The organism is Streptomyces sp. NPDC059002 (genome assembly GCF_042740435.1).
Classification (GTDB): Bacteria; Actinomycetota; Actinomycetes; order Streptomycetales; family Streptomycetaceae; genus Streptomyces.
Genome location: NZ_JBHYJI010000003.1, coordinates 130,167 through 145,820, shown reverse-complemented (window position 1 = coordinate 145,820; position 15,654 = coordinate 130,167). Strand labels below are relative to the sequence as shown.

Genomic DNA, 15,654 nt, shown 5'->3' with positions numbered 1-15,654 from the left:
GACCTAAGTCCCCGGGGTGGCAACCGAATTGAGGCTTAGGGTCGTTGCAGGCAGCACGTGCCGTGCGGCCCTTTCTTCGGTACGCCCAGGAGATGTGACGTTGCAGCAGAGGAAAGACGTCGCGGAGACGCTCGTGAGGGCCGGGAGTTTCTTCACCCGCGCCGCGGAGACGTCCGATGATCTGCACCGCGTGCAGCACATCGGCGGCCGGGACGGAGAAGCCTTCTATCGGGACAGGTGGAGTCACGACAAGGTCGTGTATTCCACGCACGGCGTGAATTGCACGGGCTCGTGCCGGTGGAAGGTGTACGTCAAGGACGGCATCATCACATGGGAGACGCAGGCCACGGATTATCCGTCCGTCGGGCCCGACCGTCCCGAATACGAACCACGCGGTTGTCCGCGCGGCGCCGCCTTCTCCTGGTACACGTATTCGCCGACGCGCGTCCGGTATCCGCATGTGCGCGGCACTCTCCTCGAGATGTACAGGGAGGCGAAGTCCCGACTCAAGGACCCGGTGCTCGCCTGGGCGGACATTCAGGCCGACCCGGAGCGCCGCAGGGCGTACCAGAAGGCGCGCGGCAAGGGCGGCCTGGTGCGGGCGAGCTGGGAAGAGGCCGTCGAGATCGTCGCGGCCGCGCACGTCCACACCATCAAGGAACACGGCCCCGACCGAGTCGCCGGCTTCTCCCCCATTCCCGCCATGTCGATGGCGTCGCATGCGGCGGGCGCGCGTTTCCATTCCCTCATCGGCGCCCCGATGCTCTCCTTCTATGACTGGTACGCCGATCTCCCTGTCGCGTCCCCGCAGGTATTCGGCGACCAGACCGACGTGCCGGAATCAGGCGACTGGTGGGACGCCGCCTATTTGATGATGTGGGGTTCCAATGTGCCGGTGACGCGGACGCCGGACGCGCACTGGATGACGGAGGCGCGTTATCGCGGGCAGAAGGTCGTCACCGTGTCCCCGGATTTCGCGGACAACACGAAATTCGCGGACGAGTGGATGCATCCGCACCCGGGAACGGACGGCGCGCTCGCGCTCGCCATGGGCCATGTCATCCTCAAGGAATTCTTCGTCGACCGGCAGACCCCGTTCTTCGAGGATTACGTACGCCGCTACACGGATCTCCCTTTCCTGGTCACTCTCGACGAGACCGAAAAGGGCCTCGTGCCGCACAAGTTCCTCACCGCGGCCGATCTCGGCGAGGAGACCGAGAACGCGCGGTGGAAGACCGTCCTGATCGACGACGTGAGCGGCGAGCCGACGGTGCCCAACGGCACGCTCGGCCACCGCTGGGGCGCATCCAGGACACCGGACTGGAACCTCGACCTCGGCGACACCGTGCCCCGGCTCACGCTGCACGGCGACGGCGCCGAGAGCGCCGAGATCCTGCTGCCCCGCTTCGAGGACGACACGCACGACGTCATACGTCGAGGAGTCCCCGTACGCCGGATCGGCGGCCGCCTCGTCACCACCGTCCTGGACCTGATGCTCGCCCAGTACGGCGTCCCGCGCGCGGGGCTGCCCGGCGAGTGGCCCGCCTCCTACGAAGACGCCTCCCAGCCCGGCACGCCCGCCTGGCAGGAGACCCTCACCTCCGTGCCGGCCGCGCAAGCCGCGCGCGTGGCACGGGAGTTCGCGGAGACCGCAGAGGCCTCACAAGGGCGCTGCATGATCCTCATGGGCGCGGGCACCAACCACTGGTTCCACTCCGAGACCATCTACCGTGCCTTCCTCGCGCTGCTCACACTCACCGGCTGCCAGGGACGCAACGGCGGCGGATGGGGTCACTACGTAGGACAGGAGAAGTGCCGCCCGGTGACCGGCTGGGCGACGCTCGCGAGCGCGTCCGACTGGGGCCGTCCGCCCCGGCACATGATCGGTGCGGGCTGGTTCTACCTGCACACCGACCAGTGGCGTTACGACACGCTGCCCGCCGAGGCCCTCGCGTCGCCGCTGGGCGACGGGCGCTTCGAGGGGATGACGGGCGCCGACTGCCTCGCCGCGTCCGCGCGGATGGGCTGGATGCCGTCCTACCCGACCTTCGACCGCAATCCACTGGACCTGGGAGAGGCCGAGGACCCGGTGGCGAGCACCGTCAAGGAGCTCAAGGACGGCACGCTGGGCTTCGCGGGCGAGGACCCCGACGCGCCGGGCAACTGGCCGCGCGTGCTCAACGTATGGCGGGCCAATCTGCTCGGCTCGTCCTCCAAGGGCAACGAATACTTCCTGAAGCATCTGCTCGGCACGCACTCCAACCTGCCCGACGACGGGCCGCGTTGTGCGCCGCGCGATGTGAAGTGGCACTCCGAAGACGTCGAGGGCAAGCTCGACCTGCTGCTCTGCCTCGACTTCCGGATGACGTCCACGACGCTGCTCTCCGACGTCGTCCTGCCGGCCGCCACCTGGTACGAGAAGCACGACCTGTCGTCCACGGACATGCATCCCTTCCTGCACGCCTTCACGCCCGCCGTGGACCCGCCCTGGCAGGCGCGCACCGACTACGACGCGTTCCACGCCATCGCCCGCCGCTTCGGCGAGCTGGCGGGCGAGCACCTGGGCGTACGCCGCGACCTCGTCGCCACCGCGCTCCAGCACGACACTCCGGGCGGCGAGATGGCGCAGCCCGGCGGTGTCGCGCTCGACTGGTCGAAGGGCGAGTGCGAACCGGTGCCCGGGCGCACCATGTACAACCTCGCCGTCGTGGAGCGCGACTACGGAGCGGTCGGGGAGAAGTTCGCGGCGCTCGGCCCGCTGGTCGACCGGCTCGGGGTCACCACGAAGGCGGTCACCTTCGATGTCGCCGAGGAAATCGCGTACTTGAAGGAGAAGAACGGCACGGTGCGCGGCGGCACCGCCGACGGCAGGCCGCGCCTGGACACCGCCCAGCGGGCCTGCGAGGCGATCCTGTCGCTCTCCGGGACCTCCAACGGCCGCCTGGCCACCCAGGGCTTCCAGACCCTGGAGAAACGCGTCGGGACGGAGCTGGCGCACCTTGCGGCCGAGGCCGAGGGCAAGCGGATCACGTTCGCGGACACGCAGGCACGCCCGGTGCCGGTCATCACGTCCCCGGAGTGGTCGGGCAGCGAGTCCGGCGGGCGCCGCTACACGGCGTTCACCGTCAACACCGAGCACCTGAAGCCCTGGCACACGCTGACCGGGCGCCAGCACTTCTTCCTGGACCACGACTGGATCCACGAGGTCGGCGAGGCACTGCCCGTCTACAAGCCGCCGCTGAACATGCACCGCCTCTACGGAGAGCCCGAGTTGGGTTCTCAAACGGACGGGCGGGAAGTGGCCGTGCGCTTCCTGACGCCGCACAACAAGTGGGCGATCCACTCCCAGTACCAGGACAACCTCTACATGATGACGCTCGGCCGCGGCGGGCAGACCGTGTGGATGTCCCCGCAGGACGCGCAGGCGATCGGCGTGCGCGACAACGAGTGGATCGAGGCCGTGAACCGCAACGGCGTCATCACGGCCCGCGCGATCGTCTCGCACAAGATGCCCCCGGGCACGGTCTACATGAACCACGCCCAGGAGCGCACGGTCGGCGTCCCGAAGACGGAGAAGACCGGGCGGCGCGGCGGCATCCACAACTCCCTGACCCGGATCATGCTCAAGCCCACCCATCTGGTCGGCGGCTACGCCCAGTTGACCTGGGCCTTCAACTACCTCGGCCCGACCGGCAACCAGCGCGACGAGGTGACGGTCATCCGCCGCCGCAACCAGGAGGTCACGTACTGATGCCCCGTGACGGAGTCACCGTCGGACGGGTCATGGCCCAAGTGGCCATGGTCATGAACCTCGACAAGTGCATTGGCTGCCACACCTGTTCGGTCACCTGCAAGCAGGCGTGGACCAACCGCAAGGGCACCGAGTACGTCTGGTTCAACAACGTCGAGACGCTCCCCGGGCAGGGCTATCCGCGCCGCTGGGAGGACCAGGAGCGGTGGCGGGGCGGCTGGGAGCGGACCAGGTCCGGGCGGCTCCGGCTGCGCGCCGGAGGGCGCCTCAAGCGGCTCGGCCAGATCTTCGCCAACCCCGAACTCCCGGAAATGGCGGACTACTACCAGCCCTGGACGTACGAGTACAAGAACCTCACCGACGCCCCGGCCGGAGACGACATGCCGGTCGCCAAGCCCGTCTCCCAGGTCACCGGCGAGCCCATCGGCACCATCGAGTGGGGCCCCAACTGGGACGACAACCTCGGCGGCGCTCCGGAGCACGCGCCCAAGGACCCGCTCGTGGAGAAGATCCGCGACGAGGTCGGCGAGAAGATCCGCTTCGAGTTCGAGCAGAGCTTCATGTTCTATCTGCCGCGGATCTGCGAGCACTGCCTCAACCCCGCGTGCGTCTCCTCGTGCCCCTCCGGAGCGATGTACAAGCGCGTGGAGGACGGCATTGTCCTGGTCGACCAGGACCAGTGCAGGGGCTGGCGGATGTGCGTGACCGGCTGCCCCTACAAGAAGGTCTACTTCAACCACGCCACCGGCAAGGCGGAGAAGTGCACGTTCTGCTTCCCGCGCCTGGAGGCCGGGATGCCGACGATCTGCTCGGAGACGTGCGTGGGGCGCATGCGCTACCTCGGCGTGATGCTGTACGACGCCGACAAGGTCGCGCGGGCCGCGGCGGTCGAGGACGAACAGGACCTCTACCCGGCCCAGTTGGAGTGCTTCCTCGATCCGCACGACCCGGCGGTCGCCGCCGCGGCGCGCGCGTCCGGCATCACCGAGGAGTGGCTCGACGCGGCCCGCCGCTCCCCCGTGTACGACCTGATCAGGACGTACCAGGTGGCGCTGCCGCTGCACCCGGAGTACCGCACGATGCCGATGGTCTGGTACGTGCCGCCGCTGTCCCCGGTGGTCGAGGCGGTCGCCGCCGCCGGGCGGGACGGCGAGGACGCGGGCAATCTGTTCGGCGCCATCGACGCGCTGCGGATCCCGGTGGAGTACCTCGCCGAACTCCTCACGGCGGGCGACGCCTACGCCGTCGACGCGGTGCTGCGCCGGATGGCCGCCATGCGCGCGTACATGCGCCGCGTCAACCTCGGCCAGGAGCGCGACGAGTCCATCGCCCGGGCGGTCGGCCTGACCGGGCAGGAGATGGAGGACATGTTCCGCCTCCTCGCGATCGCCAAGTACGAGGACAGGTACGTCGTTCCGACCGCGGCCCGCGCCGACGCGGACGCCCTCGCCGACGCGCATCCCTTCGAAGAGAGCTGCCCGGTGGGCGACGCCCCGGACCAGGCCTCCGGAGAGAGCGTCCTGCTCAACCTCAGCCCCACCCGGAGGAGCGCATGAGCCCCGACGCCCTCGTCCGTCTCGTCGCCGGGCGGCTCCTCCAGTACCCGGACGAGCGGCTGTACGCGGATCTCGACCTGCTCCACGAAGCGGTGGACGAGCCCGCCCTGCGCGCGTTCATCGCCCACGCGCGCGTGCAGCACCCGCTGGACCTCGCCGCGCACTACACGGACGTCTTCGACACCCGCAACCGCCGCTGCCTCTACCTCACCTGGTGGTCCGACGGCGACACCCGCAACCGCGGGCTCTCCCTGGTGCGCGTCAAGCAGGTCTACCGCGAGCACGGCCTGGAGTTCGCCTCCGAAGAGCTGCCCGACTTCCTGCCGGTGCTGCTCGAATTCGCCGCGCGCGAAGAGGCTGCGGGCACCGCCCTGTTGGAGGAGCACCGCGCCGGTCTCGAACTGCTGCGCCTGGCCGTCACGGACCACGGCACGCCCTACGCGCGCGTGCTCGAAGCGGTCTGCGGGACGCTCCCGGGCCCCTCTCCGAAGACGCGGGCCGAGGCGAAGTCGCTCGCCCGCAGCGGCCCGCCCCGGGAGACCGTAGGGCTCGAACCCTTCGGCCCCGGTGCCGACCTGCCGTGGCCCACCGTCCCCGCCGCCCCGGAAAGGACCCCGGCGTAATGGACCTCCTCCTGTGGGGCGTCATGCCCTATGTCGCCGTCACGCTCCTGATCGCGGGCCTGGTGTGGCGGGCCCGCTACGACCGGTTCGGCTGGAGCACGCACTCCTCGCAGCTGCACGAGTCGCGTCTGCTGCGCATCGGTTCGCCGCTCTTCCACTTCGGGATGGCGTTCGTGGTGCTCGGCCACGTCGTCGGGCTGCTGATCCCGGACAGCTGGACGGACGCGGTGGGCGTCAGCGACCACACGTACCACCTGATGGCCGTCTCCACGGGGGCCGTCGCGGGCCTCGCGGCGGCCGTCGGCATCGGCATCCTCGTCCACCGGCGTCTCCGGGTGCCCGCCGTGCGCAAAGCCACCCTCCGTAGTGACCACCTGATGTACACGGTGCTGCTCGGCGCGATGCTGCTCGGCCTGATCGCGACCGTCCTCAACTCCTCCGGAGCGGTCGACTACAACTACCGCGAGGGCATCTCCGTGTGGTTCCGGAGCCTGTTCACGCTGCAGCCCGACTACCACCTGATGGGCGCCGCGCCGCTCGCCTTCAAGCTGCACATCGTCTTCGGCTTCGCGCTGTTCGCACTGATCCCCTTCTCACGGCTCGCCCACATCTTCAGCGCCCCCTTCACGTACCTCTTCAGGCCGTACGTCGTCTACCGCGCCCGGGACCCCCAGCAGCTCGCGGGACGCAAGCCCGGGCGCGGCTGGGAGCGCGCCTCATGAACCGCCCCGCGGGACGCGTCGTACGACGCCCCCGGCACGCCGTCGACGAGCGGCCCTTCATCGTCATCTGGGAGGCCACGCGCGCGTGCCCGCTGGCCTGTCTGCACTGCAGGGCCGAGGCGCAGCCCGAGCGGGACCCACGGGAGCTCGACGGTGCGGACGCCCGCCGGCTCATGGACCAGATCGCGGCCTTCGGCAGGCCTTCGCCACTGTTCGTGATCACGGGCGGCGACCCGTTCCAGCGGGCCGACCTCACCGAACTCATCGCGTACGGAACGGCGTTGGGGCTGCGCGTCGCCGTCTCCCCCTCGGGGACGCCGACGCTCGACCGGGCCAACCTGACGGCGGTGCGCGACGCGGGAGCCATCGCCCTCTCACTGAGCCTCGACGGGTCCACCGCCGAGCGCCACGACGCCTTCCGGGGCGTGCCGGGCGTCTTCGACTGGACCATCGACGGCTGGCGCACCGCCCGTGAACTCGGCCTGAAGGTGCAGGTCAACACCACCATCACGCGCGACAGCCTGGAAGACCTCGCCGATATCGCGGCCCTGGTGCGGCGCGAGGGCGCCATGCTCTGGAGCGGCTTCGTGCTCGTGCCGACCGGGCGCGGCGAACAGCTGTCCGCGCTCGGCCCCGACGAGGTCGAGGACGTCCTGCACTTCCTGTACGACACGGGCGCCGTCCTTGCCACCAAGACCACCGAGGGCCACCACTTCCGCCGTGTGGCGCTCCAGCGGACCATCCTGGAACGGCACGGCGAGAGCCCCGAATTGGGCCCCCTGTACGCGCGTCTGACGGCACGCGCGCGTGCCGTCGGTCTGCACGACGGGGAGCGGCGCGCGGTGCGCAGGCCGCCCATGGACGTCGGTTCGGGACGCGGCTTCGTCTTCGTCTCGCACACCGGAGAGGTCCATCCCAGCGGCTTCCTGCCGCTGTCGGCGGGCAATGTGAAGCACCATCCGCTCGGCGCCATCTACCGGGGCTCCGCGCTGTTCACGACGTTGCGCGAGCCTGCGCTGCTCGGTGGCGCGTGCGGGCGCTGCGAGTTCAACACCGTGTGCGGGGGCTCCCGTTCGCGCGCGTACGGGGCGACGGGGCGGGTGCTCGCCGCCGACCCCTGGTGCGCGTACGAGCCGGGCGGCTTCCCGTACCAGGACGAGCTGCGGGAGCTGCTCGCGGACGCGGCACCCCGCCCGGCCCGTGCCGCCCGCACGGAAGGAAGCACGGCATGAAGCGTTCGGTGATCGTCGTCGGCGGCGGCATCAGCGGTCTCGCGGCCGCCTGGCGGCTGCGCGGCGACGCGGAGGTGACCGTCCTGGAGGGCGGCCCCCGCATCGGCGGCAAGCTCCGTACGGGCACGCTCGCGGGCGCCCCCGTCGACGAGGGCGCCGAGTCCCTCATGGCGCTGCGCCCGGAGGCCGTACGCCTCGCCCAGGAGGTCGGTCTCGGCGCCGCGCTGTGCGACCCGGCCCCCGCGCCCACCACCCTGTGGTCGGGCGGCGCGCTGCGCCCGCTGCCGCTGGGCCACGTCATGGGCATCCCCACCGACCCGGCCGCGCTGGCGGGCACCGGGCTGCTGTCCGAGGAGGGAACGGCCCGGCTCGGCCACGAGGACTCGCTGCCCGCCGAGGCCCTGACGGAGGACGTGTCCGTGGCGGAGTACCTGGGCGGGCGGCTCGGCCAGGAGACCGTGGACCGCCTCGTGGAGCCGCTGCTCGGCGGCGTGTACGCGGGCCGCCCCGACCGTCTCTCGCTGCGGGCGGTGCTGCCGCGTGTGGCGGCGGTCGCCGAGCGGGGCGAAACGCTGCTCGCAGCGCTGCGCCGGATGCGCACGCCTGCCGGACCCTCCGAAGCCACCGCCCCGAAACCCGTCCCCGTCCAGGGCCTGCGCGGCGGCACAGGGCGCCTCCCGCACGCCGTGGCCGAGGCGTCCGGAGCGCGGATACTGACCGGCACGCGCGCGCGTGAACTGCAGCGCACCACGGCAGGACGGTGGCGGGTGCTCGCCGTGACCAGCGACGGACCGCTCCTGATGGAGGCGGACGCGGTGATCCTCGCCGTGCCCGCGTACGAGGCCGCCGAGCTGCTGCGCCCGCACGCGCCGCTCGCCGACGCGGACCTCGGTGCGATCCAGCACGCCAGTACCGCCGTGGTGACCATGGCGTTCCCCCGGACGAAGGCGCTCGCGCGGGGCGACGCGCTGCCCCAGGGCAACGGCTTCCTGGTGCCGGCCGTCGACGGGCACACCATCAAGGCCGCCACGTTCCTCTCCAACAAGTGGCGCTGGCAGAGCGAGGCGGCACCCGACGTCTTCCTGCTGCGCACCTCGATCGGCCGCGTCTGCGAGGAGCACCGGCTCGCCGTGCCCGACCGGCACCTCATCCGCAGCTCGGTCATCGAACTGCACCAGGCGCTCGGCTGCATCGGCGAGCCCGTCGCCGCGCGCGTGACCCGTTGGGAGCGCGGCCTTCCGCAGTACGGCGTCGGCCACAAGGAGCGGATCGCCCGCGTCCGTGAGGCCGTCGGGAAGCTCCCCGGGATCCAGCTGTGCGGGGCGGCGTACGAGGGGGTCGGCGTCGCGGCGTGCGTGGCCACGGGGACGGACGCGGCCTGCGGGCTCATGGAGGGCTGACACCCGCCCGCAGCAGGGCCCGCGCGCCCGGGGGGCTCACCCACACGGCCCGCGCCCCGAGCGCACCGTCAGGACCCCCCGCAGGATGGGCACATGCCCACACAGTCCAAGCCGCGCGCCACCGCTGTGGCCGCCACCGCCGTCCTGCTCGTCGCCACGCTCGCGGCCTGCGGCGGCAGCGACTCCAAGGACGAGGCCCTGCCGGACCAGAAGCTGAGCTGGCAGGACTGCCCCGCGCCCTCGGCCGCCGAGGGCGGCGGCGGTGCCCCGTCGCCGCTGCCCGGCGGCGCCGAGTGGCAGTGCGCCACCATGAAGGCGCCGCTCGACTGGACGAAGCCCAAGGGCGACACGATCGGCATCGCGCTGATCAAGGCGGCCACGAGCGGCGACAAGGAGGACCGCATCGGGTCCCTGGTCTTCAACTTCGGCGGCCCCGGCGGTTCGGGCGTCACCACGCTGCCCGCCTTCGGCGCGGACTACGCCAAGCTGCGTACCCGCTACGACCTGGTGAGCTTCGACCCGCGCGGCGTCGGCCGCAGCGCGGGCATCGAGTGCGAGGACGACGAGCAGCTCGACGCGTACTTCCAGCAGGACTCCACGCCCGACGACGACGCCGAGAAGAAGAAGCTCATCGACAACGTCAAGGCGTTCAACGGCGCCTGCGACAAGAACTCCGGCGAGACGCTCCCGTACGTCCGCACCACCGACGCGGCCCGCGACATGGACCTGATGCGCCAGGTCCTCGGCGACGACAAGCTGCACTACTTCGGCATCTCGTACGGCACCGAACTGGGCGGCGTCTACGCCCACTTGTTCCCCAAGAACGTGGGAAGGGCCGTCTTCGACGCGGTCGTCGACCCCACCCAGACGGCCGAGCAGGGCTCGCTCGGCCAGGCCAAGGGCTTCCAGCTCGCGCTCGACAACTTCGCGAAGGACTGCACCTCCAAGGTCGAGGACTGCCCGGTCGGCGACACGGAGCAGGACGTCAAGGACAAGATCGCGGGGCTTCTCAAGGACCTCGACAAGAAACCGATCCCCGGCCTCCCGCCGCGCGAGCTGACCCAGACCGCGGCCACCAACGGCATCGCGCAGTCGCTGTACTCCAAGGACTTCTGGCCGTACCTCACCCAGGGCCTCGAAGAGGCCTACGACGGCGACGGCAAGATCCTCATGCTGCTCTCCGACTCGATGAACGGACGCAGCGAGGACGGCGAGTACAGCAACATCCAGGCCGCCAACATCTCCATCAACTGCGCCGACGACAAGGCGCGTTACACCACGGAGTACGTCGACCAGAAGCTCCCCGAGTTCCGTGCGGCCTCACCGCTGTTCGGCGACTATCTGGCCTGGGGCATGGTCGGCTGCACGGACTGGGCGGTGGAGGGCCAGGCCGACCACCCGAACGTCGGCGCCGAAGGGGCACCGCCCATCGTCGTCATCGGCAACACCGGGGACCCGGCCACGCCCTACGAAGGCGCCCGCAAGATGGCGCAGGCGCTCGGCAAGGGCGTCGGGGTCGAGATGACGTACAAGGGCGAGGGGCACGGGGCGTACGACAGCAAGAACACGTGCGTGCGGGACGCCGTGAACAGCTATCTCCTCGACGGGACGGTGCCGAAGGCGGGGACGGTCTGCGGCTGATCCCGTCCGGGCCGCTGTCAGTGGCCCCGCCTACTATGGCCTGACTGTCTTCCAAGGGGGGAAGCGCCTCAATGCAGCGTTTCGTGCGGTCCGCGGCCCTGGCCGCCACAGGGGTCCTGGTGGCGGGGCTCGCCGTCGGCTGTTCGTCGGACGACGGCGAAGGGGACGGCAAGGGAGACGGCAAGGGCTCCTCGGCGAGCGCCTCCGGTCCCGCGCCGAAGCCCGACGCCTCCTCGACCCTGCCGGCCTCGGTCACCACCCAGAAGCTGGACTGGTCCGGCTGCAAGGCGCCCGAAGGGGGCACCGCGCCGGGCGCCGACTGGCAGTGCTCGACCCTCAAGGTCCCGCTGGACTACGCGAAGCCGGACGGCGAGACGATCGGCATCGCCCTGATCCGCGCCAGGACCACCGGCAAGGGCGACCGCATCGGCTCCCTCGTCTTCAACTTCGGCGGCCCCGGCGGCTCGGGCGTCTCGGGCCTGCCGTCCTTCGCCGACACATACGGCTCGCTGCGTGAGCGGTACGACCTGGTGAGCTTCGACCCGCGCGGCGTCGCGGCCAGCGAAGGCGTGCGGTGCCGCGACGACAAGGCGACGCAGGCCGCCGAGCGGACGGTCGACCTCACCCCGGACACGGCGGCCGAGGAGAAGGCGTACTTCAAGGACGCCGCGGACTTCGGCGCGGGCTGCGCGCGCGGGTCGAAGAAGGTCGTCGGCCATGTCTCCACGGCCGACGCGGCCCGCGACATGGACGTCATGCGCCAGGTCCTCGGCGACGAAAAGCTGCACTACATGGGCATCTCGTACGGCACCGAACTCGGCGGCACGTACGCGCACTTGTTCCCCCAGCGGGTCGGCCGCCTCACGCTCGACGCCGTCGTCGACCCGAGCGCGGACTCGGTGGGCCACGCCGAGAACCAGGCGCGGGGCTTCCAGCGCGCCCTCGACAACTACTTCAAGTCCCGTGGCCAGGACCCCAAGGCGGGCTCCGCGAAGGTCGCGAGGCTCCTGAAGCGCATAGACGCGAAGCCGTTGCGCACCTCCGGCGACCGCGAGCTGACCGAGTCCCTCGCGACGACCGGCATCACGATCACGCTGTACAGCAAGCAGACCTGGCCGACCCTGACCCGCGCCCTGGAGGACGCCGAGAAGGGCGACGGGACGGCACTGCTGCAGCTCGCCGACGCGTACAACGAACGCGATCCCTCCGGTCACTACAGCACGCAGAGCCACTCGCAGCGGGCGATCTCCTGCCTGGACTCCAAGACGCGGACGACTCCGGAGCAGGCGAAGCAGCGCATGGACCGGTTCCGCGAGATATCCCCGGTCTTCGGCGAGTTCCTCGGCTGGGACTCGGCGGGCTGGTGCCACCAGTGGCCGGTGGCGGGACAGCACGAATCCCCCGAGGTGAGCGCCCCGGACGCGGCCCCGATCCTCGTCGTCGGCAACACCGGAGACCCGGCCACCCCCTACGAAGGCGCCCGCAAGATGGCGGACGAGCTCGGCAAGGGCGTCGGCACGCTGCTGACCTGGAAGGGCGAGGGCCACGGCGCGTACGGCAGCGGCAGCACGTGCGTCGACAGCACGGTCGACGCGTATCTCCTGAACGGCAAGGTCCCCGAGGACGGCAAGGTCTGCTCGTCCTGACCCGACCCACCCCGTGCCCAAGGCAATGGGGCCCGCACCAAAAGGTGCGGGCCCCATCTCCGTTCAAGCGCTACGCCTAGTAGACCGGCTTGTCGGGCTCGATCTGGTTGACCCAGCCGATCACGCCGCCGCCCACGTGCACCGCGTCCGCGAAGCCCGCGGACTTCAGCACCGCGAGGACTTCCGCACTGCGGACACCCGTCTTGCAGTGCAGGACGATCTTCTTGTCCTGCGGGAGGTCCTGGAGGGCGGTGCCCATGAGGAACTCGTTCTTCGGGATCAGCTTGGCGCCGGGGATCGAGACGATCTCGTACTCGTTGATCTCGCGGACGTCGATGATCTCGATGTTCTCGCCGTCGTCGATCCACTCCTTGAGCTGCTTGGGAGTGATCGTCGAACCGGCCGCCGCCTCCTGGGCCTCCTCGGACACGACGCCGCAGAAGGCCTCGTAGTCGATGAGCTCGGTGACGGTGGCGTTCTCGCCGCAGACCGCGCAGTCGGGGTCCTTGCGGACCTTGACCTGGCGGTACTGCATCTCCAGGGCGTCGTAGATCATCAGGCGGCCGACCAGGGGCTCACCCGTGCCCGTGAGGACCTTGATCGCCTCGGTGACCTGGATGGAGCCGATCGACGCGCACAGCACGCCGAGCACGCCGCCCTCGGCGCAGGAGGGGACCATGCCGGGCGGCGGGGGCTCCGGGTAGAGGCAGCGGTAGCACGGGCCGTGCTCGCTCCAGAAGACGGACGCCTGGCCGTCGAAGCGGTAGATCGAGCCCCATACGTACGGCTTGTTGAGCAGCACGCAGGCGTCGTTGACCAGGTAGCGGGTCGCGAAGTTGTCCGTGCCGTCGACGATCAGGTCGTACTGGCTGAAGATGTCCATCACGTTGTCGGCCTCGAGCCGCTCTTCGTGCAGGATCACGTTCACGTACGGGTTGATGCCGAGGACCGAGTCCTTCGCGGACTCCGCCTTGGAGCGGCCGATGTCGGCCTGGCTGTGGATGATCTGGCGCTGCAGGTTGGACTCGTCGACCTCGTCGAACTCGACGATGCCGAGGGTGCCGACACCGGCCGCGGCCAGGTACATCAGCGCCGGTGACCCGAGGCCGCCGGCGCCCACACAGAGCACCTTGGCGTTCTTCAGCCGCTTCTGCCCGTCCATCCCGACATCCGGGATGATCAGGTGGCGGGAGTACCTGCGGACCTCGTCGACGGTGAGCTCAGATGCGGGCTCGACCAGGGGTGGCAGCGACACGGGGACTCCGTTGGTCGGTTCCTACGTACGGTTGTTCTCTCCGTAACACTGCCACGCCCTTCTTCATTCCGAGACACCTGTTCCGATACGCGAGACAATCTCGTCCCAGTACCCGGGCATGGACTCCCAGGGGGCGCCCGTGCCGCCGTCGCCGACCCGGTCGGTGAAGTAGATCGTCGAGGCGCCCTGCCAGCGCGCGATGCGCAGCGCCTCCTCCAGATGTCCGCGCGGCATGCCGTGCACGAAGTGGCAGAAGCGCTCGGGCGGATAGTCGGCGGTCCACTCGGCCACCTGCGACCAGCGGTAGTCGCTCCACGGGCCCGCGAAGGTCACCAACTGGTCGCCCATCTCGGCATATCCGGGGTAGGGGTGGGTGCCGTGGCCCAGCACGATGTGCGCGTCGCCGATGAGCGCGCGCAGCGTCGTGACGGTCCTGCGCACCTCGGGGAGCGAGGCACGCTCCGTCGGGCAGCGGTCGAGGGAGAAGCCGTCGACCTGGTACCAGTCGAGGTAGCGGTGGGCGTCGGAGATCAGCTCGCCGAAGGAGCGTGCGCCGTACGTCATGTCGAGGTGACCCAGCACACGGACGCCCGCGTTCCGCAGCCGTCCCGCCGCCTCCAGGCAGTGCGGGTCGGGCCGCTCACCCGGGCCGTTCGCGACATTCAGGACAACCCACTTCAAAGGGGTTCCGGGGCGGGTGAGTTCGGACCATTCGGCGGGGGCGACGAGGGGGTGGGCGAAGCCCGGGATGCCGAAGCCGATGCGTACGTCGGTGCTCGCGGCACCCCTGGTGGTCCTGGTCAGATGCGGCATGCGGCCTCCATCCAGATGTCGGCGAGTGACTCTTCGAGGTTGATGCGGGGCCGCCAGCCGAGCCGGTCGCGCGCGGTCCGCACGTCCGCCTGCTGCCAGCTGCCGCAGCCGTCCGGGTAGGGGTACGCGGCCGGGGTCCCGTGCTCTGATTCGGTGCGGGGGTGCCCGATGGATGGCCTCACGGGCACCTGGTCCAGTTCGTGCAGCGCGCCGCCGTACCCCGCGACGCGGGCGAGGACCGCGGCGGCGTCCCGCAGCCGGACGGCGCGGCCCGCGCCGATGTTCACGATGCCCTGGGCCGCGGAGAGCGAGGCGGCGTGCACGGCGCGCGCCACGTCGCGTACGTCGACGAAGTCCCGCTGCACGCCGAGTCCCCCGAGCTTGAGCTCGCCGTCCCCCGCCTGCATCGCGCGCCGCATGGCCTCGGCGAGGCGCCCGAGCGGCGACCCCGCGGGCGTGCCGGGCCCGGCGGGCGAGAAGACCCGCAGCACGACGGCGTCGAGCCCGGAGCCGAGGACCAGCTCGGTGGCGGCCAGCTTGCTGACGCCGTAGGGCCCGCCGGGCCGCGGCACCGCGTCCTCGGCGGTCGACGAGCCCGGCTGGCTCGGTCCGTACTCGGCGCCGCAGCCCAGCTGCACGAGCCGCGCCCCGCAGCCGCTGCGGCGCAGGGCCTCGCAGATGGTGGCGACGGCGACGGTGTTGTGCCGGGTCAGCTCGCGGGCGCCGCCGCGTGTGGCGCCCGCGCAGTTGATCACGACGCCCGGGTGCACCGCGTCCAGGAAGCGGGTGAGCGCGCCGGGGCTGCCGCTCGCGAGGTCGAACCGTACGTCCGAGTCGTCGCCGCGGCCGAGCGCGGTGAGCTGCACCGCCGGATCGGCGAGCAGCCGGTCGGCGACGAACCGGCCGAGGTATCCATTGGCTCCGATCAGCAGCACCCTCATCGGGGGCCTCCCGGGGTAACCGCGCGGAGGCGGAGGCGGCTGCGGGTGATCATCTGTCTTTCTCCTTCGGGAGG

11 protein-coding genes are annotated in these 15,654 nt (G+C 70.8%); 8 read left to right on the top strand and 3 right to left on the bottom strand.

What is annotated here, in order from left to right; genetic code table 11:
- Positions 1-100: 100 nt before the first annotated feature.
- The 8 genes from ACFWZ2_RS04350 to ACFWZ2_RS04315 all read left to right on the top strand — a co-directional run bounded on the left by ACFWZ2_RS04350 (position 101) and on the right by ACFWZ2_RS04315 (position 12,571).
- Positions 101-3,751 (top strand): nitrate reductase subunit alpha, encoded by a 3,651-nt coding sequence (locus tag ACFWZ2_RS04350; protein ID WP_384541592.1) that lies wholly within the window; start codon positions 101-103, stop codon positions 3,749-3,751.
- Positions 3,751-5,307: a nitrate reductase subunit beta gene (narH, locus tag ACFWZ2_RS04345; RefSeq protein ID WP_384541589.1), complete on the top strand. Its 1,557-nt coding sequence runs from the start codon at positions 3,751-3,753 to the stop codon at positions 5,305-5,307. The genes ACFWZ2_RS04350 and narH overlap by 1 nt, the downstream gene beginning before the upstream one ends.
- Positions 5,304-5,930, top strand: a complete 627-nt coding sequence (narJ, locus tag ACFWZ2_RS04340; protein ID WP_384541586.1) for a nitrate reductase molybdenum cofactor assembly chaperone — start codon at positions 5,304-5,306, stop codon at positions 5,928-5,930. The genes narH and narJ overlap by 4 nt, the downstream gene beginning before the upstream one ends.
- A complete protein-coding gene (narI, locus tag ACFWZ2_RS04335; RefSeq protein ID WP_384541583.1) occupies positions 5,930-6,652 on the top strand; it encodes a respiratory nitrate reductase subunit gamma in 723 nt (240 codons plus the stop codon). Before narJ ends, narI begins: the two co-directional genes overlap by 1 nt.
- Positions 6,649-7,884 (top strand): TIGR04053 family radical SAM/SPASM domain-containing protein, encoded by a 1,236-nt coding sequence (locus ACFWZ2_RS04330; RefSeq protein WP_384541580.1) that lies wholly within the window; start codon positions 6,649-6,651, stop codon positions 7,882-7,884. The genes narI and ACFWZ2_RS04330 overlap by 4 nt, the downstream gene beginning before the upstream one ends.
- On the top strand, positions 7,881-9,284 hold the full coding sequence (gene hemG / locus ACFWZ2_RS04325) for a protoporphyrinogen oxidase (RefSeq protein WP_384541578.1): 1,404 nt from the start codon (positions 7,881-7,883) through the stop codon (positions 9,282-9,284). Before ACFWZ2_RS04330 ends, hemG begins: the two co-directional genes overlap by 4 nt.
- A gap of 93 nt (positions 9,285-9,377) precedes the next feature.
- Positions 9,378-10,925 (top strand): alpha/beta hydrolase, encoded by a 1,548-nt coding sequence (locus tag ACFWZ2_RS04320; RefSeq protein WP_384541575.1) that lies wholly within the window; start codon positions 9,378-9,380, stop codon positions 10,923-10,925.
- A 71-nt stretch (positions 10,926-10,996) separates the two neighbouring features.
- The gene (locus ACFWZ2_RS04315; protein WP_384541572.1) at positions 10,997-12,571 is read left to right on the top strand and encodes an alpha/beta hydrolase; all 1,575 of its coding nucleotides are present in this window, start codon (positions 10,997-10,999) and stop codon (positions 12,569-12,571) included.
- Positions 12,572-12,647: 76 nt separating this feature from the next.
- On the opposite strand, the gene moeZ is transcribed toward ACFWZ2_RS04315, so the two are convergent.
- The 3 genes from moeZ to ACFWZ2_RS04300 form a co-directional block, all read right to left on the bottom strand.
- Positions 12,648-13,826 carry an adenylyltransferase/sulfurtransferase MoeZ gene (gene moeZ, locus ACFWZ2_RS04310; RefSeq protein ID WP_384541569.1) on the bottom strand — a complete coding sequence of 393 codons (1,179 nt, stop codon included), beginning with the start codon at positions 13,824-13,826 and terminating at the stop codon, positions 12,648-12,650.
- A 63-nt stretch (positions 13,827-13,889) separates the two neighbouring features.
- Complete coding sequence (locus ACFWZ2_RS04305; RefSeq protein ID WP_384541566.1) at positions 13,890-14,639, bottom strand: spherulation-specific family 4 protein; 750 nt, start codon at positions 14,637-14,639, stop codon at positions 13,890-13,892.
- Positions 14,627-15,580, bottom strand: coding sequence for an NAD-dependent epimerase/dehydratase family protein (locus ACFWZ2_RS04300; RefSeq protein ID WP_384541563.1), 954 nt, complete (start codon positions 15,578-15,580; stop codon positions 14,627-14,629). The genes ACFWZ2_RS04305 and ACFWZ2_RS04300 overlap by 13 nt, the downstream gene beginning before the upstream one ends.
- Positions 15,581-15,654: the final 74 nt, after the last annotated feature.